The organism is Lacipirellula parvula, from assembly GCF_009177095.1.
In the GTDB taxonomy this organism is placed as follows: Bacteria; Planctomycetota; Planctomycetia; order Pirellulales; family Lacipirellulaceae; genus Lacipirellula; species Lacipirellula parvula.
In genome coordinates this window covers 5,829,987-5,851,882 of sequence record NZ_AP021861.1, presented here as the reverse complement: position 1 = coordinate 5,851,882, position 21,896 = coordinate 5,829,987, and the positions used below count along the sequence as shown (strand labels likewise).

General features: G+C 60.4%; 17 protein-coding genes. 4 read left to right on the top strand and 13 right to left on the bottom strand.

Translation table 11 applies throughout. The features are described 5' to 3' along the window. Positions 1 to 90: 90 nt before the first annotated feature. From PLANPX_RS22920 to PLANPX_RS22860, 13 genes are all read right to left on the bottom strand, one after another. Entirely contained in the window at positions 91 to 1,776 is a 1,686-nt protein-coding gene (locus PLANPX_RS22920) for a TolC family protein (protein WP_232536223.1), read from the bottom strand. Beyond that, the gene (locus PLANPX_RS22915; protein WP_152100977.1) at positions 1,736 to 4,909 is read right to left on the bottom strand and encodes an efflux RND transporter permease subunit; all 3,174 of its coding nucleotides are present in this window, start codon (positions 4,907 to 4,909) and stop codon (positions 1,736 to 1,738) included. Before PLANPX_RS22915 ends, PLANPX_RS22920 begins: the two co-directional genes overlap by 41 nt. 12 nt (positions 4,910 to 4,921) lie before the next feature. Then, positions 4,922 to 6,010, bottom strand: a complete 1,089-nt coding sequence (locus tag PLANPX_RS22910; RefSeq protein WP_152100976.1) for an efflux RND transporter periplasmic adaptor subunit — start codon at positions 6,008 to 6,010, stop codon at positions 4,922 to 4,924. A 607-nt stretch (positions 6,011 to 6,617) separates the two neighbouring features. Continuing rightward, positions 6,618 to 7,451 (bottom strand): alpha/beta hydrolase family protein, encoded by an 834-nt coding sequence (locus tag PLANPX_RS22905; RefSeq protein WP_152100975.1) that lies wholly within the window; start codon positions 7,449 to 7,451, stop codon positions 6,618 to 6,620. 41 nt (positions 7,452 to 7,492) lie between these two features. Further along, positions 7,493 to 9,073: an alpha/beta hydrolase family protein gene (locus PLANPX_RS22900; RefSeq protein ID WP_152100974.1), complete on the bottom strand. Its 1,581-nt coding sequence runs from the start codon at positions 9,071 to 9,073 to the stop codon at positions 7,493 to 7,495. 89 nt (positions 9,074 to 9,162) lie between these two features. Further along, positions 9,163 to 9,606 carry a hypothetical protein gene (locus tag PLANPX_RS22895; protein ID WP_152100973.1) on the bottom strand — a complete coding sequence of 148 codons (444 nt, stop codon included), beginning with the start codon at positions 9,604 to 9,606 and terminating at the stop codon, positions 9,163 to 9,165. Between the two features lie 47 nt (positions 9,607 to 9,653). Continuing rightward, positions 9,654 to 10,577, bottom strand: a complete 924-nt coding sequence (locus PLANPX_RS22890) for a DUF1559 domain-containing protein (protein ID WP_232536221.1) — start codon at positions 10,575 to 10,577, stop codon at positions 9,654 to 9,656. A gap of 137 nt (positions 10,578 to 10,714) precedes the next feature. Beyond that, positions 10,715 to 12,199: a PEP-CTERM sorting domain-containing protein gene (locus tag PLANPX_RS22885; protein WP_152100971.1), complete on the bottom strand. Its 1,485-nt coding sequence runs from the start codon at positions 12,197 to 12,199 to the stop codon at positions 10,715 to 10,717. Positions 12,200 to 12,410: 211 nt separating this feature from the next. Continuing rightward, positions 12,411 to 13,634, bottom strand: coding sequence for a hypothetical protein (locus PLANPX_RS22880; RefSeq protein WP_152100970.1), 1,224 nt, complete (start codon positions 13,632 to 13,634; stop codon positions 12,411 to 12,413). Between the two features lie 142 nt (positions 13,635 to 13,776). Beyond that, positions 13,777 to 15,225, bottom strand: coding sequence for a FecR family protein (locus PLANPX_RS22875; RefSeq protein WP_152100969.1), 1,449 nt, complete (start codon positions 15,223 to 15,225; stop codon positions 13,777 to 13,779). Further along, positions 15,222 to 15,770 carry a sigma-70 family RNA polymerase sigma factor gene (locus PLANPX_RS22870; protein ID WP_172992265.1) on the bottom strand — a complete coding sequence of 183 codons (549 nt, stop codon included), beginning with the start codon at positions 15,768 to 15,770 and terminating at the stop codon, positions 15,222 to 15,224. Before PLANPX_RS22870 ends, PLANPX_RS22875 begins: the two co-directional genes overlap by 4 nt. Before the next feature lie 54 nt (positions 15,771 to 15,824). Next, on the bottom strand, positions 15,825 to 16,202 hold the full coding sequence (locus PLANPX_RS22865; RefSeq protein WP_152100967.1) for a hypothetical protein: 378 nt from the start codon (positions 16,200 to 16,202) through the stop codon (positions 15,825 to 15,827). A 622-nt stretch (positions 16,203 to 16,824) separates the two neighbouring features. After that, positions 16,825 to 17,718 (bottom strand): DUF72 domain-containing protein, encoded by an 894-nt coding sequence (locus PLANPX_RS22860; RefSeq protein ID WP_152100966.1) that lies wholly within the window; start codon positions 17,716 to 17,718, stop codon positions 16,825 to 16,827. A gap of 355 nt (positions 17,719 to 18,073) precedes the next feature. On the opposite strand from PLANPX_RS22860, the gene PLANPX_RS22855 reads away from it, so the two are divergent. The 4 genes from PLANPX_RS22855 to PLANPX_RS22840 are packed head-to-tail and all read left to right on the top strand — an operon-like array spanning position 18,074 to position 21,847. After that, positions 18,074 to 18,982, top strand: coding sequence for an ABC transporter ATP-binding protein (locus tag PLANPX_RS22855; protein WP_152100965.1), 909 nt, complete (start codon positions 18,074 to 18,076; stop codon positions 18,980 to 18,982). Next, positions 18,982 to 20,040: an ABC transporter permease subunit gene (locus PLANPX_RS22850; RefSeq protein WP_152100964.1), complete on the top strand. Its 1,059-nt coding sequence runs from the start codon at positions 18,982 to 18,984 to the stop codon at positions 20,038 to 20,040. Before PLANPX_RS22855 ends, PLANPX_RS22850 begins: the two co-directional genes overlap by 1 nt. Continuing rightward, entirely contained in the window at positions 20,037 to 20,963 is a 927-nt protein-coding gene (locus PLANPX_RS22845) for an ABC transporter ATP-binding protein (protein WP_152100963.1), read from the top strand. The genes PLANPX_RS22850 and PLANPX_RS22845 overlap by 4 nt, the downstream gene beginning before the upstream one ends. Further along, positions 20,960 to 21,847, top strand: a complete 888-nt coding sequence (locus PLANPX_RS22840; protein WP_152100962.1) for an ABC transporter permease — start codon at positions 20,960 to 20,962, stop codon at positions 21,845 to 21,847. The genes PLANPX_RS22845 and PLANPX_RS22840 overlap by 4 nt, the downstream gene beginning before the upstream one ends. The last annotated feature ends 49 nt before the right edge of the window (positions 21,848 to 21,896 follow it).

Below are 21,896 nucleotides of genomic sequence, written 5' to 3'. Positions count from 1 at the left end.
GTCCCCATGGTACTCCGCAGGGCGCGGCGAACCTCAAGCAGCGGCGACCACGTCCTTCAAGAGAACCCTGAGGGCGCCGCCGCTCCCCAATCACTTCGCCAGTGGTTCGGCGGGGGCGCCATCTTTCGCGGCGTCGCGAGGATCGCCGGGGATCTTCAATTGAATGTTCGGCAGCGGCGTCGCCGGATCAGGCAATGTTGGTTGCGGTGCGGCGGGAGGAAGCACTTCCTCCGCCGGCTTCAGCTCTACCGGCTGCTCAAGAATGATCTCCGGCGGCGGCAGCGGGATCGGAATCTGTATGCCAGTCACCGGCGCCACGCCGCCGCCAAGCGCCTGATAGGCGTTAACGACTGCCGCTAACTGTTGTTGCTTCGTTTGGATTAGCACCATGCGGGCTTCCATCAGATCACGCTGTGAGAACAGCACGTCCATGTACTCGACGCGAGCGCTCTGGAACAGCTTCGTCGAGTTATCGACTGAAGCTTCAAGCGCTCGCAATTGCTCCCGCTTGATCTCGATGCTTTTGCCGTAATTCTCGACCTTCGACAATCGGTTGACGACCTCCGTGAAGGCATTCAACACGGTCCTCTGATAGTCGTAGATCGCCTGCAACTGTTTGGCGTTGGCGGTGAGGTAGTCGGCCTGAATCGCTTTCTTGTTGAGGAGCGGAGCGACCAAGTCGCCGCCGACGCCATAGACCAGCGAGTCGGGGCTGTTGAACAGGTAGCGGGTGTTGAACGCCTCGTACCCGACGCCGGCTCGCAGGTTGAGCGATGGATAGAACCGCGCCCGCGCGACGCGCACGTCGAGCCCGGCGGCTTGCAATTCACGCTCGGCCTGACGGATATCGGCCCGGTTCTGCAGCATCTGGGCAGGGAAGCCAACGCTGAGCGCCTGCAATTGGAGATTGAGGAACTTCGCCGAATCGCGATCGACGTACTGCGGGAAACGACCGAGCAGGAAGTTGATCTTGTTCTCGACCTCGATGATCTCCTGCTTGACGATCAGCTTCTCGCTTTGGTTCTTGCGAACTTCCGCTTGGAACCGTTGAACGCCTAGTTCGGTGTCGCGGCCCGCCTCTTTCATGTTTCGCGACATGTCGAGGCTTTGTTGCTGGATGGCAATGGTTCGGTCGAGCGCTTCCATTCGGTTGTCGAGCGCCATCAACTCGTAGTAGTTCTCAGACACTTCGGCGACGAGCCGGGTGATCATGTAATTCTGACCATCCTGCGTGCCGAGGTACCGCAACGTCGCGGCGTCGCGGGCGTTGCGCAGCTTTCTCCAGATATCGATTTCCCACGTCACATCGGCGGCGACGAGGAAGTTCGGCAGCGGCTCGGGGAAGTTCTTGCCCGGGAACGGCTGCAGCTGATCCTCGACGGCGCCTTGCGGCGTGAAGAGGCTAGGCTTCTCCAAGTCCGCGCTGGTCCGCAGGCCGACGAACGGCAGATAAGAGCCGCGCCGCGCCAGAATCTCGAAGTTGGCGATCTGAATGTTCTGGTTGATGATCTTCAGTTCCTGGTTTCCGGCAATCGCTTGCGCGATCAGGCCGGAGAGCACCGGGTCGTTGAAGAATTCTTCCCAGCCGAGCATTGCCGTGCTTTCTTGCGTGGCAACGCCGTTGAAATCGCACGGCAACGGCGCCGCGGGCTGGGCCTTTTGCAGCCCAGGGATGCAGCACCCTTGCACCGACAGCACGAAGCCCAGGCCAACCGCCAAGGCGCGTACGCGCTTCTTAATGGCCTTCGCGCTCGAAGAGTTCGCTGAGCGGTTCATCGTGTTCATCCCTGATAAGTTTCTTTCCGTCGGCCACCATGCCGAACAGATAGTACAGTCCTGGAATCACGAGGACGCCAATGACCGTACCGATGAGCATGCCGCCGACGGCAGTCGTGCCGATCGTGCGGTTACCAATGGCGCCAGGTCCAGTCGCTCGAACGAGCGGAATCAGACCGGCGATAAAGGCGAACGAGGTCATCAAAATCGGCCGAAACCGCAGCTTGCCGCCTTCGAGCGCGGCGTCTCGAATCGAGAGCCCTTCCTGGCGTCGCTGCACGGCGAATTCGATGATCAGAATCGCATTCTTGCCTAACAAACCGACCAACATGACGAGACCAATTTGGGCGTAGACGTCGTTCGCCAAGCCCAACGCCTTCAAAAAGGCGAACGAACCAAACAGACCGATCGGCAGCGAAATGATCACCGCCAACGGCAGCATAAAGCTTTCGTACTGACCGACGAGCACCAGGTACACGAACATCACGACGATCAGGAAGATGTAGACCGCCGTGTTGCCCTTGCCCGCCTCGTCATACGACAGACCTTGCCAACCAATGGCGAACCCGCGCGGCAGCACTTCGGCGGCGACTTCTTGAATCGCCTTGATCGCTTGACCGCTGCTGTAGCCCGTTGCCGGAGCGCCTTGAATGGCGGCCGTCGTATAGAGGTTATATCGGGTGATTTCGTTGAGTCCCTGCTTCTTTTCAATCTTCATGAAGGCAGAGTAAGGAACCATCTCGCCGTCGTCGTTCTTGACGAACATGTTTTCAAGATCTTCCGGCATCCGGCGGAATTCCGGCGCGGCTTGGACGTACACTTTGAAGAACTGTCCGAAGCGGACGAAGCCTTGTTCCCACGTGCTGCCCACGACGATCGAGAGATTGTTCATGGCGTCGGCGATCGACACGCCCTTTTGCATGGCGACGTCGTTGTCGATGACGATCTCATACTGCGGATAGTTGCTGGCGAAGAACGTGAAGAGCCCCTTCAACTCTTTACGCTTCGAGAGCGCTTCCATGAACTTGTCGGTTACCTCGCCCATCAGCGTGTAATCGTTGCTATTGGTCTTGTCGAGCAAGTTCAGCGAGAAACCGCCGGCGGCGCCGAAGCCTGGCACGGCGGGCGGTTCGTAGAACTCGAGCTTGACGTTCGAGATGGCGCGACCCTTCTCTTCGAGCTCCTCGATAATTTGCTTCGAGGTCAGCTTCCGCTCAGCCCACGGTTTCAAGTTGATGATGCAGGTACCGGCGTTCGAACCGCGACCTTCGGTGAGCACTTCGTAACCGGCGAGCGACGAGACCGAGGTGATCTCGGGAAGTTCTTCGCACACCTTCTGCAATTCATGCGACTTGGCGTTGGTGTACTCCAGCGTCGAGCCTGGCGGCGTCTGAATAATGCCGTAGATGATGCCCTGATCTTCCAGCGGAATGAACCCGGTCGGCAGCACCGTATTGACCATCACAATGCCGACGCAGAAGGCGCCGACGATTAGCACCGTGAGGAAACGAAGCGACACGATCCGTTGCAGGATGCCCACGTAGCCGCCGGTAATCTTCTCGATGCCGCGGTCGACTAGACGCAGCACCATCGCGAGCGGACTACGCGAGGGCTTCTTATGCGGATCGTGCGGCTTCAGCAACATCGCGCACAGCACCGGCGTCAGAGTCAGAGCGACGACGCCGGAGAGCACGATCGACATCGCCATCGTCAAACCGAACTGGCGGTAGAACACGCCGACCGGCCCGGTCATGAACGTCACCGGAATGAACACCGCCGTCATCACCAAGGTAATCGCGATGATGGCGCCGCTGATTTCGTGAACCACTTCCTTGGTCGCCGAATAGGGCGAGAGGTGCTTTTCATGCATTTTCGCATGCACCGCTTCGACCACGACGATCGCGTCGTCGACCACCACGCCGATCGCGAGCACGAGCGCGAACAGCGTGATCAGATTGATCGACATGCCGAAGGTCAGCATGAAAAAGAACGTACCAATGAGCGATACCGGCACGGCAAGCGTCGGAATGAGCGTCGAGCGGAAGTCGCCGAGGAACAAGTACACCACCAACGCCACGAGGACGAACGCCTCGAACAGCGTATGGAGCACTTTCTCGATCGACGCTTCCAAGAAGCTTGAAACGTCGTAGCTGACTTCGAAATTCATTCCCGGCGGGAACGACGCTTCTTTGATCTCCTCGAGCTTCTCCTTCACCTTCTCGATAACTTCGGTGGCGTTCGAGCCGGGAGACTGCTTCAGCACGATCGCCGCGGAAGGATTGCCGTCGATGTCGGAATACAAGTCGTAGAACGAAGAACCCAAGGTCACGGTGGCGACGTCCTTGAGCCGCAGAATTTCACCCTTGGGATTCGCACGCAGGATGATATTTGCGTACTGTTCCGGTTTGTCGTACCGTCCCACCCACGTGAGCACGTATTCGATCGTTTGCGACGTGCGACCCGTCGCCTGTCCCAGACGCCCTGGAGAACCGATCATGCTTTGCTCGGCAATCGCCTCCATGACGTCTTCGGCGGAGATATTATAAGCCCGCAGGCGGTCGAGATTCAGCTCAACGCGCATTGCATACGCGCGATTGCCGAGGATCGTCGCGCGGCCGACGCCTTGAATGCGCTTGATTTCCGGCAGGATGTTAACGTTCGCGTAGTTAAACAGGAAGTTCTGATCAACCTTCTTGTCGGTGCTATACACGTTGACGTACATCAACATGCTCGCCATGTTCTGCATGACGATGATGCCTTCCCGCTCGACGATCGGCGGCAGGTTGTTCTTCACAGCCTGGATGCGGTTGTTGACGTTCAACACCGCGACGTTTGGATCGGTTCCCGGCTCGAAGACGATTTGGATCGTCGCTTCGCCGGCGCTGGTGGCCGAGGAAGTGATGTACCGCATGTCCTGAACGCCGTTGATGGCTTGTTCCAGGATGATGAGCACCGAGTCGACGAGCACTTTCGCGCTGGCGCCCGGGTACGAGACCGCGACGACGACGCTCGGCGGCGCGACGGACGGGAACTGCGAAATCGGGAGCGAATTAATCGCCAAGCCGCCCATGAATACAATGAGCAGCGAGATAACGATCGCTAGCGCCGGTCTGTGAAGAAATTTTGCGAACATCGCGATTGGCGCCTATTCTGCCTTAAACTTCAGATGAGAGAGAGCTTCTTCCGGGGGAATGAATTCGAACTCCACTTTTTCGCCGTCGCGAACCTGCCGAATTCCCTCGAGAACGATCTTGTCGCCCGGGTTAATACCCTCTTTCATGACGTAGATGTCCTCCATCTCGTTCTTCACTTCGATCTCGCGCTGATGCACGACGCCGTCGTCTCCGACGATATAAGCGTAGCGCTTGGCGAGAATCTCGAACGTCGCCCGTTGCGGAATCACGACTGCGTCCTTCTCGACGCGCTTAAGCAAAATGGTTCCCGTTTGGCCGTACCGTAGAACGCCGGTCGGGTTCGGGAAGTCAGCTCGGAAGGCAATGTTGCCGGTCGTGTTGTTGAAGTCGGCCTCGATGGCGCCGATGACGCCCGGTTCGTGAAACTGCTGGCCGTTCGCCAACATCAACTCGACCTGCGCTGGCGCGGTCCCTTCAGCTACTTCGGATTTGTACTCGAGGTACCGCGCCTCGGGGACGTTGAAGTAGACCCACATCACGGCGTTGTCGGACAGCGTCGTAAGAATGTCTCGCTCTTCGATCAGGCTGCCTTGTTGTTCGTGCAGACGATCGACGATGCCGTCGAACGGTGCTTTCACGTCGGTGAAGTTGAGCTCGGCTTGAGCCAACTGCACCTGAGCCTTTGCTTTGTCGAGCTTTGCCTGCGCCAGCGCCACTTCCTGCGGCGAGACGACGTGCTGCTCGTAGAGCTTCTTGGCGTTGTTGAATTCAATTTGCGCGAGGTCCGCCTCGGCGATCTCGGCGTCGAGCTTCGCCTGATACAGCGTCGGGAGAATCTTGAACATCAAGTCTCCCTCTTTCACCGACTGACCTTCTTTGACCTTGATCTCTTGAAGGTAACCGCCCTCAAGGGCCCGAACTTCGATGTGCCGACGCGAGCGAATCTGGCAGACGTAGCTCTGCGTCGTCGTCACGTCCTTCACCAGCGGGCTCGTCACGACGATTTTGTGAGCTTCTTCGTGATGGTGCTCCGGCTCATGACAGCCCGACAGGGCGACAATCAGCCCCAGGCTAACGGCGTAGTAGGGAGACAACTTCATAGGGCGTTCGATCTGGCTTGTTGCCTGCTGGGCGGCAGTCGGCAACCGTGGTGAACTAAATGGTTTGGTCGATTGGGCTCGACTCGCTTCCGCGAGTGAGCAAAGGTCGGCTAGGCTTCCTGTCTTGCCTAGCCATTCTCAATTACTGCCGCCCGCTTCAGAAGGTTCGAGCGACGCTTGCGGAGCTACTTGCCTGGCGATAGCCCCTCGCGTCGACTCGATCCGACTTATCGTCATAATCGGAATTATTAGAGTCAATGATTTGGCGAAGTGGCATTAAATCTCCTTAAGGTTCAAACGTGTGGTGTACGCACGTTTAGAAGTCTGGGGGAACGGCCCCAGTTTTGCCCTGATTTTGCTAGCTAATGGCAGTTTCGGCGGCCTGCCGCAGTGGGCGCTATCGACTGAACGCCAGAGGCGAAGGCCGCGCGCCGTGCGCTGTGGCCAGCGCCGCCAGCCCTCAAAATTGGTTGCGATGCGCGCCGCGAACCGCACGGTTCACTCTATAGAGGTTACGCCTCGAGCCTGCGGCGGGTCGGCGCACGCCATCATGCTGTCTGAGATGTCATCAATGGAGCCGCAGCGCGGCGTAAGAAGCCGATGCTTCCTACTTTCCGGCAAGAATGCCGTCGATCCAAACGGCCGAGGCCCGCGGCGCGTCGGGCGGCGTAGAGTGCCCCTCAGTTGAGGAGACGTGCAGTTCGATGTTGCGAGACGGCCCGTTGGCCGCCGCCGAGAGCGCTCGCGCCAACTCAATCGCCCGGTCGGTGCTCACCCGCTCGTCCCGATCGCCGATGGAGATCCAAACTCCGCGGTTCGCCAACTTGTCCGCGCACTCGATCAGCGACAGCGAGGCGAGCAGCGGGGCGTTGTTGGCCCCCTGAAACTCCCTAAGGGAGCGCAAATCAGCCACCGGAATGTACGTAGCAACGCATTTCACCCGCGGATCCGCAATCGCGAAATGGCAGGCCGAAAAACCGCCGCGCGAGGTTCCGCAGGCGGCGACCCGTGCAGGATCGGCGTATTGCTCTTCGATTAGGTAGTCGAGGACGCGCGAGGCTTGTGCTGTGAATTCGTCCATGAAATTCTCGCCCGCGTCGGCGCGCTGCCGCCAGCCCTTGATCTCCGCAGCTTCGCCCGGACGACGCTGCTTTCCGTGGCAAGGCAGGTCGAGCGAAACGCAAACGTAGCCTTGCTGGGCGAGAAAGTTTGCCGCTTGCCGGTAGCCGCCGCTATTCAAAGTCCGTTGCGCGTCCAGCGCGAAGACAAAGAGCGTCGGTGCGGGTTTCTTCGGCTTCTTTCCGAGGATCGAGAAGCTGACGTTATCGGCGGTCGTCAGCGTTTGCACTGGGCCGAACGCAGCGTCATCAGCATTGGCGGGGCGAGCGCCTACCACGGTCAGCAATGCGCAGATAGCAAGGCATGAAACAGATCGCAGCATCGCTGGGTACTCTTCAAGATGATGTTAACGGAAAGCGACGGTCAGGCCGTAGCGCGACGCAGTACGAGTCCTGCAGCACGACGCCGCATCGCGATCGCAGCAAAGGCGCCGATCGCAACGGGCTGCCAAAGGCCCTGCGGCTCCGGGACCGCGACGCTTGGCGGCTCGGACGGGACGGTGAAGTGCTCCTGCCAAATCAAAAAATCCGAGCCATCCACGTCGCCGTCGCCATCGCCGTCGCCGGTGTTCGCGGTAGCTCCGCTGGATAGTGGGAAGTTTGCCTTCCAACGGTCGAGGTCTGCAGCATTAACTTCGCCGTCGCCGTTGAAATCGCCCGGCGCCGTGACGGAAAGGGTGAGCACGTCGTTGTCGCCAAAGTTGGTAAGTTGGTACGAACCCCCGCCCACGAGTTGTTCGATGACGACGCCATTTAAGCGTGCCGCCAGCGGCTGTCCGGCGAGGGCCGAGGTGTCGACCTTGAGCGTGCCTTCAATCGTCTTCACATTGGACGCGATGCCCAGTTCAAAGGACCATTCGTTGCCCGTCAGATCGTAGGCGAGATCGCCCACCGAGTTCTGGCCGTCGCCCAGCCACAGGCTGAAACGCTTCGTCGTGACGAAGCCGGCCACCACCAGCTCGTCTTGAAGATTTAGCACTGGCTGCGGAATACTGCCGCTCAGTAGCCGCGACAGGTACCACGATTCGGCTGCATTCTGTTGATTGGCGTCGGGGTAGCCATGCGGCCAGTTCTGCAGTTCCGACGCCTCGTTCACGCCGTTGTTGTTGAAGTCGACGTACTGTCCCGTGCCGCCAATGTGCACCGTAATGTTGTTGAATTCGCCAGGCGTGGTCGCTGCGGCGACGGCCGTATCGCGGTACGTCGTGACATTCACCGGCGGGCAAGTCGGCTCATTCTGATTGACGAAGAGATGAATCTCGCTGTACGGGTTATTGGCGGAAGCCAAATTCGACGCCCGCGATTGGTAGCGATCTTGGATCGTGACGTTGTTGAACGCCGGATTGCCGATGTCGGCGACCATCTGGCTGCGGTGCGACGAATCCGAGCCGTTAGCGTACCAGCCGTTGACGGCGTCATACCCATAGTCGCCCATGCCGAAGTAGGACGAGCCGGCGCGGAAGTAGTCGGGAAACTTAGTGAGCGCCGACATCGCGTTGCCGCCGCCGCCTGAATAGCCGGTGATCGAGACGTTGCCGGCGTTCACGCGCGAGGGGTACGTCGCCTTCACGTACTCGACGGCGTCGTAAATGTCGTAGATCTCCACGCCGCCTGAATCGCGAACGCCGTCCGAACCGTCGCGGCCCCGGAGCGAGACGCTAACGACGAAGAACCCGGCGTCCCGCAATCGCTGCGCGTTCGCACGAACCTCGGCCGCTTTGCCGGTGCTGCCGGAATAGCCATGCATCACGACGGCGATTGGCGCGCCCGAACGCGTCGATTCGTAATTCAGCTCCGCCTTCAGGTCGAGCTTCCCGCCCGCGTCGCTCGTTACCGATGACTTGTAGGTCATCGTCGACAAGATGGACGCTGCCTGCGTCGCCGTTCCGCTCCACTGCAAGACCAACGCGGCGACCGCCAATCGAAAACCACCCAGCGGGCTCATCAGAAGGATCTCATTTCACAGAAGGTGCACAGCGTCGTAGACTGCTTGCCGCTCGCAAGTCTGCGAGCGAATTTCGTCTGGCGTCAATTTCAGGAGGCGATATCGAAGTCGACGTCCGCCGCGCCCGCCGGCGGGATTTCCACGACGGTCGTGCCATCGCTGAATTTTTTCGGAATACGGTCGGCTGCGGGCTTCGGCTGAGGGCTGGTTCCGTCTTGAGTATCACCTTTGTCGAGGCTGATGTAGACGTGATGCGAGCCAATCACGGCGCCGACGCTGTCTTCTTTGATGGTCCGCAGATCGTAGCGTCCCTCCGCATCGGTGATGCCGAACGACGACGGGCCTGGCGCGACGTCGTCCGCGGACTTGGCAATCGGCTGGTACGTAACGCTCGCGCCGGCAACCGGCGTCGTCCCCTCCATGACGCGGCCGCGAACCTCGACGAGCGACGAGCCGTCGCTGCAGCCGGTCCACGAGAGGAGGCCGAGGGTCAAGCCGTAGGTAACAAGAGTTCGCGAACGAAAGTGAGTCATAGCTAAAGCTGAAGTCATGGCGATTGTGGGGGCGTCTGAAGCGAATGTTAGGGAATGTTCGTCGACTCTGCGCCGGCGATTGTACTGGCTTCGCAGAGGATGTTCATGTCGATGTTGTCCGAAATGAGACGGACGGATCCGTCGCACAGCGCGAATTGCAAGCCGCCGGCGTGGAAGCTCCCCCAGCCCCCTTTGCACGGCGTGTCGCCGCCGTCGCCGCCAACCTGAACGCAGCGTTCAAAATCGGTAAGCAACATCCGCGATTGCGGCAGCATGGTCGACTTGTTGTACCCGGCGTACGAATAACCCCAGAACGTCTGCTGCCCCGCGGTGGCGCCCGTCGTGGCCGAGGCTTTCTCGCCAATTAGTAACGTGTTGCTCAAACCGTCCGTGATTTGTTGAGGCTTGACCGCCTGATAAGGAATGTTGCCGACAGTATGCAACGGGCCTCGATAGGTGTCCGGCAGCGGAAACAGCGAACCTGATTGAGCAGCCAACTGGGCGCCCCACCAGACCGTGGCTTGCGTGTTGTCGGAGCGGCCAGTCACGCCGCGGTAGGAACTCGTGCGGTACTGCAAGCTCGAGCCTGGCCCGGCGACCGGCTTCTCTAGCTGATTAGCGCCATCATCGGTGGCGCACGAATACGCTGGGACGATTGTCTGGGTGACTTTGAGATTCTCGATGCTGGTGGCCTTGTCGTTGTACATGCTCTGGTCGTAGGCGGCGTACAGCGCTTGCTGCTCAATCATCGGGAGAATCTCGATGGCCCAGTTCGAGTAGCTGTACGCCGAACAGCAGGCCCCCGTCACGACCGCTCCGGGAGGAAGCGTTCGCTTCGCGGAAATATAGTTGTGGACCCCCAGAGCCATTTGCTTGAGGTTATTACTGCACTGCGAGCGTCGCGCCGCTTCGCGCGCCGCCTGCACGGCGGGTAGCAGCAAAGCAACCAACACTCCAATGATCGCAATCACTACCAAGAGCTCCACCAGGGTGAACCCGACAGCGTGCGCTCTTCGGCCAATCCGCGACCTACGCAGTGAAGGTGAATGGCTCGAGCAATTCATCACGTATTTCCTTAGCAGCAAAGTTTCCAAGAAGGCCGTCTGATCTACCGACGACGGCTGATGAAAGCCAATCCGACGATGGAGGCAAGGAGCAGCGAGGCAGGCTCCGGGACGGCGGCGATGCCAGCGCCCGTAAAGTTGCGTTGCCAAATCAAAAAGTCGGCGCCGTCGACGTCGGCGTCGGCGTCGGCGTCGCCCTGGGCGACGGTGGCGCCCGCCGCGATCGGGACGTTTGTCTTCCAAGCGGCGAGGTCGAGGCCGTTGACGCTGCCATCGGCGTTGAAGTCGCCCGGAATCGCCGGGGCGACCAGGCTAGCCACCGTCACCTTGATAGCGCTCCCCGCGCCGGCGCCGTAGTCGAGCGTCAGCTTCACGCTGTTGACGCCGGCCGGGCTATCGACGATATCGTCGAACGAGGCGAACGTCCCGGTCAGCGTGCCGCCGTAGTTCATCAGCGTGAACTGCTGGCCGACGGAAGGCGTCGTCGTGAACTTGATGCCCAGGGCCCCGTTGAGCGTGGCGTTGGTCGTCACGGCGATTGGGCTAATCCCCGCCCCAATGTCGAACGCCAGCGTGGCGTTCGCGTTTTGCACGAAGCTATTGTTGAAGTTGATCGTTGGCGCGCTGCCAATCACCTTGAACAGGGCTGTCGCGTCGCCGGTTGCGGCGCCATTGACGACGCCGCCCGTGCCGTCCAGCGACGTAATGCTGAGCGAGCCGCCGCTAATCGAGTACGACCCATTGGCGCCGGCGAGGGCGCCGACCACCATCGCATCGCCTGCGGCCCGAATGGCGGTGACGGCTCCCGCGGTTTGCACGAACGTTCCGGTTCCGGTCCGTCCGACCTGAATGTAGTTGCTCGTGGTGACGGAGCCGCCGCTCATGTTGAAGGAGCCGACGCCGGCGAGCCCGACTACCAGCGGCCCGCCGAAGTCCATCGTGCCGCCGCTAAGGTTGTAAGTGCCGTTCGACGGCGTTATGAACGATCCGCTGACAGCCGAGACGCCCAACGTTACGCCGGTGCTCGCGCTGGTGCCGTTGTAGGCTCCGCCTGTTTGAGTCACCGTTCCTGTGCCGCGACCCGTCGCGTCGCCCCAACCGACCTGCAAGCTGCCGTTGATGTTGAGCGTGCTGCCCGGCAATATTCGCAACTGTCCTGTCCCGCGGGCGCCAACGTAGTGGGCGCCCGTCGCCGAGGTCGTGAGGTTCGCGCCGCTACGGAGCTCCAATCCGCCCTGGCTGGCGGTGAGCTCGCCGATGAGAAAGCGTTGAACCGCGACCGCGCTGTCGATGTAGGGATAGTCGGTCACGCCATTCACCGAGTTGATGTACGGCAGATCGCCTGACCCCGGAACGGCGACGGGCGCGTTGGCGTTGTCGACCCAATTGGCCGTCATGAAGTTTTGCGCTCCTACGTTGGCGCCGTAGTAGGCGTTTGCAGCGTGGGAAGCTTCGGCTCCGCACGCCATCGGCGCGGCGGCGAGCAAGAGAAGTTTGCGGCCGATCTTAGGCAGAGAAGCGTGAATCATGAAGGATCTCCGAGTGCGAAATGAAGCGTGCGGATCGATTGGCGACTGCGGTGCGGCTGATGACGCACGGCTGCCCCGGCATGCATCGCGGCGACTCCGAATGTGCAGTTCGGAAGCCACGGCGCCGCAGCCGCCAATCGGTATCAGTCGTTCAAGGTCTCTGTCGGGCTCCTGCCCCTGCATGAAGCGGCTCTTCGTGAGCCTGCTCGCATTACTTCCGGGCGAGAACTCCTCGCCGACAACTTAGCGCGGCGACGATCGCGCCGCATGCGACGAGCGCGCCCGTCGCTGGCTCAGGCACCACGGTCAACACGACCGCACTGTTGGCTCCCGTGCCGTAGTCGAGGCTTAAGGTAATCGTGTTTGGTCCGAGCGGGCCGTCGACGACATTGTCGAACGTCCCGAACGTCCCGGTGAGCGAACCGCCGTAAGTCATCACCGTGAATTGTTGGCCGATGCTGGGCGACGACGAAAACAGGGCGTTCAGCGCTCCGCCGAGCGTCGCACTCCCCGTCATCGCAATCGGCGTGATGCCCGCGCCAATCGTCAGCTCCAGGTTCGAGCCTACATACTGTTTGTAGTCGCCGGCGATCGCGATCGAAGTCGCGCCATTGCCGACGATTTTGAACGTTCCACTGGCCGTCCCCGCGGCGATGCCGTTCGCCACTACGGCCGGGCCGGTCGTCGTGGTGACGCTGAGCGATCCGCCGCTGATTTCGTACTTGCCGACGCCGCCTGCCGCGGCGCCGATGACCATCGTGTCTCCCGACGCGCGATTAACCGTCAGCGATCCCGCCGTTTGCGTAAATGTTCCCGTGCCGGTCCGCCCAATCTGCAAGAAGTTGCCCGTCGCCACGGATCCGCCGCTCATATTGAACGTGCCGATGCCTGCTTGGCCCACGACGAGCGAGCTTCCGATGTTCATCGTTCCTGCTTGCATGTTGTAAGTTCCGACTGAGGCTGCCAGCGGTCCGGCCGCGGCCGAGACTCCCAGAATCAGCCCTCCGCTGGCGCCCGTTCCGTTGTAGGCGCCCCCCAATTGATTGACCGTGCCCGTGCCGTGCGCGGCCGTATCTCCCCAGCCAATGTTCAGCGGGCCATTCACGTTCGCCGTGGCGCCCGGTTGGATTGTCATGATGCCCGTGCCGCGGGCGCCGACGTAATGTGCCGAAGTCAGCGACGTGGTCAGCGTTCCGCCAGTGCGAATTTCGAGTCCCCCTGAGTCAGCCGCTTGGTCGCCGATCAAGAACCGTTGAACGGCGACGGCGCTGCTGACATACGGATAGTTGACGGCTCCGTTGACGCCATTGATGGTTGGCAAGTCGCCCGATCCCGGAGCCACGCCGCCGACCCAATTGGCGCCGACGGTGAAGTTCTGCGCTCCTGCGGGGTTCGCATAGGTGATCGTCGCCGCCTCGCTCGCGTTGGGCGCCAACGCCCAACTCAGCAAGGTTGCGCACCCCAAACGGCGCGCGAGAACTAGGTTTACACACAGCATTAGTCAATCTCCCTGAAGTCAATCGAAGTAGTTCTTCAAGCGATCATGGCGACGCGCACAAGATCGACCTCCGCCGCCTTCACTGTTCCCGGCCTGTTTTCTCTTGCTTGAGCGGTACTGCGGCGATGCCGTACATCGCTGACAGCACTTTGTCGGAGCCGATGGATCCGAGCTTGATCCGGCCCGCTTTGGGGACTTTGCGTTCCCAGATCGAAAACGCCTGATCGATAGATTGCCCTGGCCCCACCGCGCGATCCAGTGCGGTGATGACCTCGCCCTTTTCGGTGAACGATTTGCCCATGTCCAACCCGATTCGATCGCCGAATCGTTGGTAGTCGCGTCGCAGCCATTCGGGCGGCGCGACCCGTTGATCGTCGAAGATGATAAACAACCGAGCCGGTTTGCTGAGCGTCACTTCAATTTCAATATCTGAACGGAACTTGTCGTTGTTGAACGGCTTCACATAGTCGGCGCCCAGCAGGTACGCGGGCATGCCGGCGCTGGTGAGGCCGTTCCATTCATGTTCCTGACGATCGACGTAGGCGAGGGCGTCTTCGCCCAGGCCCCCGGGTACGATCTCGTAGAACTTCTTCATACCGTCGTTGCGGATATTGTCGGTGACGTTCGTGATGATCGCCGACGACTCGTCCTTCGCGCCTGTGAGCAACCGAAACGTGCCGTCAGTCCCGGTGGCGACCGACATGATTCGATTCAGTTCGCCCACCTTGCTGAATCTGACGCCGTCGCCTCCGAACAGACGCTCGACGCGCGATCCTTCAATCATCTCGGGCGACTGCCCCAGGCGGAGGTCGACTGAACCCTGGAAGACGACCAGACCCGTCCCCGTCGGGCTGCCGACGTCGAGACCGAATTGCGTGCCGAGGTCGGTGACTTCACCGTCAGGCGTTTCGACGACAAAGCCGTAGCCCGACGGTTTTTTGACGTGAACCTTGATGCGACCCTTGTTCAACCGGGCGCGCATCGGGCCGAGCAGCTGAAAGTCCGCCGGCCCTTCCACGACGACTGAACCAATGTCCGGCAACTCAAGCGTGGTCGTTCCCGAGCCGAGTTGAACGGACGAAATCGAGGGCGTTTCCGTCGTCGCTAGTTGCGAGAAGTCGAGCGGCGCTCGATTTTCTTTCGTGCGCTCATTGCTCCACCATGCCAGACTGCCGACGGTGACGAGCATGGCGGCGCAAAGAGCCATGCCGTAAGCGACCCAACGCGACATGCCGAAGAGCGAAGCGCCGCCCGCCCCGCCAACCGGAGCAATGGCAATCGCCGATTGCCCGGCGGCAGACGCCACCGCATCTTGGTTCTTGCGGAATGAATCGAGCGCCTGATCGGCCCGCAGGTCGATCGCGAGATCGATGTGGAGTTGGCAGTAGTCGAGGAAATATTCGATTGCCGCCGGATGTTCCAGCAGCCACTTGTCGAGCAGCGCGGCGTCCGCGTCGGACAGCGTGCCGTTTAGCAAGCCGTCGAACCAACGCTGGGCTTCGCGGGTAACTTCACGCCTGTAGCTCATGATTGTCCTTCACTCGCCAGCGTGCGCTCGATGCATGCATACAAGGCCCGGCGAATCCGCGACAAGCTGTCGTAAACGCTCCCGACGGGGCGCCCGACGCTCTCAGCCGATTTGCGAATGCTTTCGCGGCCGTTGTAACACATTAATAGGAGCTGTTGGTCTTTTGGAGAAAGTTTGTGGCGGCAGCTGGCCAATGCGCGGAGCCTCGCCTGTTGCGTCTCGGGCTGCCAGTGATCGTGTTGCGGCACTAGCTCAAGCAGTTCGTCTGAAAACAAGAGCCGCCGTCGCCCCTTCGCTTTGAGATGGTCCAGCGCCTTGAAGCGAGCGATCGAACAGGCCCAGGCGTAGAAATCCGTACCCAATTCGAACTCGCTGAACTTGTCCCACATGGTGATGGCCGCTTGCTGAAACACGTCCTCGGCATCAGGGAGGCTGTGCACCATCGCGAATACAAAACGGAATAGCTGGCTTTTGTGCCGGGTTAGCAATTCAACGTATTGCTCGTCGCGATTTCCGCGCGGCGGGTTGGTTGCGGCATCTGCCAAGGTGAGCTCCTGAACTGCGTTAGCGGAGATGAACTCTCTGCCCGACTTCCAAATTCACAGACCTTTTGTTGCGCCGCCTAAAAGCGCATTCAGTGGCTCGCCTGAAAAGTAATTGCTCGACTCAAGAAAACCTCTGTCGCGAGAGCCAGTTTTTCTTTGAATTTGTTCCGCGGGGCTGCCAAAAACATGCTCGAAGGCTGCGTAAGAGCTTGAATAATCGGCAATTACGAGGCGCCTGGCACTCTGCAAAAATTTCTCAGACTCGAAGCTAACCGTGGGCGCTTTGAACAGCTGCGCGTACCGTCGCCGCCATGTGGAATCGGCTGACGGCTTCTTGTCGTGGGGCATAACGGTTCGGCGACGAGAGATGGCGCCTTCGCTACGCCGCGCGGCAAAACATGCCGCAGGTTCAAGAGTATGATCGTTGCTCAAACCCGTTCGCCCAGTGGGAAACTCAGCGAATGCGCGAGATCGATCATGGGGAGCAGTGAAAAGACAATTGTCGAGGCAGACGGCGGCCTTAAGACGCTCTTTCGGCGCGCCGCGCTCCCCCAAGCGAGCCGGGGCGTCCCGCCCCCGGCCGAAAATCACCAGGCGACTTTCTCCGCTGAACTGCTAGAGTGCAAGTTGGCCGCTGGCCTTTCAGCCTAGAAGACACGCGAACGGCGACCAAAGTCGAAATGCAACGAGCGTGCTGCTAGCGCTGCGACGTTGAAGCGTACTCAACAGGCCAGCCGAGGCGCGAACGCTCTTTGACAATTCAGATCAATAGAAGGACGCTGTTATCCGCGCCGCCGACTTTTGCGCGTCAAAAGAATCTTCAGGAAGTGCAAAAGTCGAGACTCAATTAGAGCTGGCGCCGTCTACTTTATGCGGTAAACGTCGAAAGAAAAACTGCGTGCCAAAAAATCACGAAGAGACTTTTGCGCCTAGTTAATCGGGGCCCCCCGCCGGCGCGCAAAAGTCAAGATTCCCCCGCGAGAGGGGTGGTCGAAAAATGGGGGCTTGAACTGCCTCGCATCAGCTTTAACAAACTCGCGGCGAACAAGCTTGATCAGAACAACTCTTTGGGCTTGAGCGTCTGCGGGATCGGCACGGCAGTGCGGAGCTTTTTGTTCAGCCGTTCAATGAAGTGCGCGGACAACGCGGGCGATTCTTGCTCCTCGTTTTGATGCACGAAGAAATAGAGTCGCTGCAACCCGGCGCGTTTCCACTTCACGATCCGCTCGACCCAGTCGTCGAGCCGCGCGCGATCCGATTCGGCGTCGTTCGCGCCAACCCAGCGAACGAACGCGGTCGGCGTCGTCAATCGCATGTGCATGAGGTCGCGCCGGCCGGCGGTGTCGACGAGCACGTTCGTAATGCCGTGCGCTTCGAGCAAGTCGTAAAGTTTGCTGGAAACTTCTGGATCGTTGTACCACTTGGTGTGGCGGAACTCCATCGCGAGCGGCGCATCGTACGTCCAGTTTTCGGCGAACGCTGCAACGCGATCAAAATCCTTCGGTGCGAAATCGTCGCGCATCTGCAAGAACGGCATCGCCAACTTTTCGCCGAGGTGCGACATATTGGCGACGTTGCGCTCGACGACCTCGGCAACGTCCCTGAGTCGGCGAAAGTGCGAGATCGTTTGCTCAAGCTTCGGGAAGAACCGGAAGTCGTCCGGCGTTACCGCTCGCCAGTTCTCGAACGTCGCGGCCGGGAACAGTCGGTAGAACGTCGCGTTCAGCTCGATGGAATTAAACTGCGTCGAATAGTACGCGAGTTCGTCTTTCGTGCCCCGAGGGTAGAAATTCTTGAGGTCCGCCTTGTTCCACTTGGCGCAGCCGATGCGGATTTCCAGGCCATCCAACGACGGAGCCGGCGCCTTCAACGCCTGGGCCGTGTCGGGATGGTCTGGCGGAATCGTGAAGTCGATCGCCTCTGGATTGTCGACTTGTCCGAACTTCATGTGACTCGCTCCATTGGTTAGCTCTTCGCCGCCAAATTCCGCTGACGGTGGCGAGAGCATCGCTGGCGATCAAACCCAGGATTCACGCTTCCGCCGTCATCGAGTCGGGCCAGAATTGCTCGAGTAGTCCCGCTGGCGGGAAGATAATAGTTTAACGCCGAACATCGCCCTTGGCGAAAGGCGCCTGACTTCCGTTTCACGCCCTGGTGTTCCAGTAAATCTTGGGCATGAGGCAAGACTGGAAGGACTTCGACGAAAGCAGAGTATCTGCGAATTGCCGTCGCTTTGACGCGTTGTCATTCACCGCTAAACTGTGGCGGTCCCGCGTGCGCCGACTTTATGTCAAGGGTTGCCTGTGCTGTTCGAGTTCGCCAACGTCACGAAAACCTACGGCCGGGTGACGGCGCTCAATCATCTGACGTTGGCGGTCCCTGCCGGCGCCATCGGGTTGCTCGGGCCGAATGGTTCGGGCAAGACGACGATGATCCGCACACTGCTGGGGCTGATCCCAGTCGACGAGGGGACGGGCCAAGTCCTCGGCAAAGACTTTCGCCGGCAGCAGCTCGACATTCGCCGCGAGGTCGGCTTCGCTCCCGAAGACGAATGTCTATTCCCGCATACCGAGGGCGTGGAGTTCGTCGCCTACGCCGGCGAACTTGTCGGCATGAGCCGCACCGACGCGTTGCAGCGGGCCCATGAAACGCTCGACTACGTCGGCTTGGGCGAGGCCCGCTATCGCAAGGTTGAATCGTACTCGACCGGCATGAAGCAGCGGCTCAAACTCGCCGCGGCTATCGTGCACGATCCGAAGTTGCTCATTCTTGACGAACCGACCAACGGCATGGATCCCGCCGGGCGGCAGGAGATCATCGACTTAGCTCACGACCTGGCGCATCAAAAAGGGATGAGTCTCCTCTTCTCCAGTCATCTGCTGCCCGACGTCGAAGCGGTGTGCGACTACATCATCGTCCTCGCCGGCGGCAAGTTGCTTGCTCAGGGTGAGATTGCCAAGTTGAAGCAAGTCCACAGCCAGTCGTTCGAGGTTCGCGTCAAAGGCGAGCTTGCGCCATTCGCACAGCGTTTGCAGAATGCCGCCTGCACCGTGGAAGAGCAGGGCGATGTGCTGAAAGTCGTGCTGCCGGCGCACGAGTCGTCGCAACTGATCTGGCGCACGGCGGCCGAGGCGGGCGAGCAAATTCGGCATTTGCGTCCGCAGCGGAGCACGCTCGAAGAGGTCTTTCTCACCGCGCTGGAGCAAGCCTGATGCCGGTTTTCGATCAAGGGTACCAGCACTGGTCGGGGACGCTCTCCGGGCATGCTTGGCGGTGGCTCGCGATCACGCGCCATGGCGTTCGCATTGCGATTGCCAATCGTTGGCTGAAGCTCGCGCTGTTCGTGGCGTGGCTGCCGGCGATCGTCCTCGCGACCGCCGTGTGCATCTGGGGACTCGTCGAGCAGCAGTCGGAGTTGATCCAGACGATTCTCCCTATGCTCGGTTTCCTCGATCGGCAGATGCTGCTCGATCCGCGGGCCTATCGGATGGAGGTCTGGACGCTCTCCTACAGCTACTTCATGCTCACCGAGTTGCGGCTGGCGATGGTGCTCATTTTGCTCGTGGGGCCGAATCTTATCAGCCAAGATTTACGCTACAACGCATTGCCGCTCTACCTGTCGCGGCCGCTGCGCCGGATCGATTACTTTCTCGGCAAGTGGGGCGTCATTGTCTTTTTTCTTGGCGCGGTGACGATCGTGCCTGCGGTTGCGGCGTACGTGCTCGGGATTCTCTTCAGTCTCGATGCGGGGATTGTGAAGCAGACGTTTCCGTTGTTGCTGGCGAGCGTCGGCTATGGGTTAATCATCGCCGCGTCCGCCGGGACGTTGATCTTGGCCCTCTCGTCCCTCTCGCGCAGTTCGCGCTACGTGGCGATGTTTTGGCTGGCGGCGTGGATCGGTACGGGCGTCGTGTCCGCCGTGTTGCAAGGAATCGAGCACGAAGGCCGCCGTCACGCCATTCGCCGGCACCGCCACGAGGATCCGACCAGCTTTGTCGAGCAAGAACTGGAAGCCGCTCGCACCGACTGGCGCCCGCTCGTTTCGTATACCTTGAATCTCGCTCGCGTCGGCGAGGAGATGTTGGGGAAGTCCGCCGCGTGGGAGAAAGTGACCAGTCTGCGGCCCGGCCCCGAACGCGACATCGCGCGGCTGCGGACGATCGACGTGCAGTATCCCTGGACCTGGTCCGCCGGCGTGTTGCTGGCGGTCTTCGGCGTCTCGGCTTGGACTCTCAACCGTTCCATCAAATCGCTGGATCGCCTGAAATGACGCCGGTCGTCGCGTTTAACGAACTGTCGAAGTGGTATGGAAACGTGATCGGCGTCAACAAGTTGACGCTCACGATTCCAGCCGGCGTGACGGGATTGCTCGGCCCGAACGGCGCCGGCAAGAGCACGCTGCTGCAAATCGCGACGGGGCAACTCCGGCCGAGCCAAGGGACAGTTCGTGTCCTCGGCGAAGAGGTGTGGGGCAACGCCCGGCTGAACCGCTTCATCGGCCTCTGCCCCGAGCAAGACCGCTTCTACGAATGGATGACCGGCTGGGATTTCGTCCACACCTGCGCGCGGCTGAGCGGGCTGAGTCGAGCGGAAGCCCGCGAGGCGGCGGCGCGGACGATCGACTCCGTGGGGATGACTCGGCACCAAGGCCGAGCCATTCGCGGCTACTCGAAGGGGATGCGGCAGCGGATCAAAATGGCGCAGGCGCTCGTCCACGAGCCGCAGCTGCTATTTCTCGACGAGCCGTTCACCGGCACCGACCCGGTGGCTCGTCGCGACTTGATGGACATCGTGCTGCGGCTGAGCGACGCGGGCAAGAGCGTCATCCTCTCCAGCCACGTATTGCACGAGGTGCAATCGCTGACGTCGCGAGTCGTCTTGCTAAACCATGGGCGGCTCGTCGCCGAGGGGCATGTCCGCGAGATTCGCGACCTGATCGACAAGCATCCCCATCACATCGTGCTGGTGTGCGAGCAGTATCGGCAGCTGGCGGCGCGGATGATGGAGTGGCCAGACGTCGAGGGAATTCGAGTCCTCTCGCAGCAGAACGGCTTAATGGTCGAAACGCGAGCGCCCGACGCCTTTTACGGTCGGTTGCCAGAGCTGTCGATGGCCGACGGCCTGGCGATTCAATCGGTTTACTCGGACGACGACAACCTCGAAGCCGTCTTCAAATACTTGGTGAATAAATGAGCGACGCGCTTCAACCTGCTCTGCCTGCGAATCGCTCTTACGCGGCCACGCTGGCGAACGGCCTGAGCGCGCTCTATGCGCTCACGGTGCGGCAACATTTGCATGGCAAGCGGTGGCTGGTGATCAGCCTGTTGTTTTCGCTTCCAGCGGCGCTGGCGATTTTGGTGCGCTGCACTTCGTCGCGCGTTCCACCCGAGGGGTTGGAATTTATGCTGGCGATGATGCTGATGCCGCAGTTGCTACTGCCGTTGGTGGCGCTGCTGTACGCCTCAGGCATCGTCGACGACGAGCAGGAAGATCAGACGATCACCTACCTGCTGCTGCGGCCGCTGCCGCGCGGGGCGATTTACTTCGTCAAGCTGTTGGCGACTGTGACGACGACCGTCGTGCTGACGCTCGTGTTTACGGCCGTGACGTTCGCAGCGATTTACATCGGTTCGGAAACGCCGGCGAGCGAGTGGCTCGATCGCTTGGTGAAAACGGCCGGTCTGCACGCCCTCGCGATGACGGCATACTGCTGTCTGTTCGGCCTCGTGAGCCTCCTCACCAAACGGGCGTTGGTGGTCGGCGTCATTTACATCGCCGTCATCGAGGGGCTGCTTGCAAATCTTCCGTTTGGGATTCGCCTAATCACGGTGATCTACTACACGCGCCTCATCGCCTACCGCATGTTGAGTTACAAGGTTTCGACCCCGCGCGGCGAGGAGGATATGGCGGCGGAAGCGTGGCAACTCGATGTTCGGAATGATCCCGACCTCTTGCTGCAACCGACGACGCAGACGTGCGTCCTGGTGCTGTTGCTGGGTAGCGTGGTTTGCGCAGTGCTGGCGAGTTGGATCTGCTCGCACAGAGAGTTCCATGTAAAGACGCCGGAAAAGGTGTAGAAGCATCGACGCGCAGGCGGTCGTCATGACGCGCCAAGCGTGACGTTGG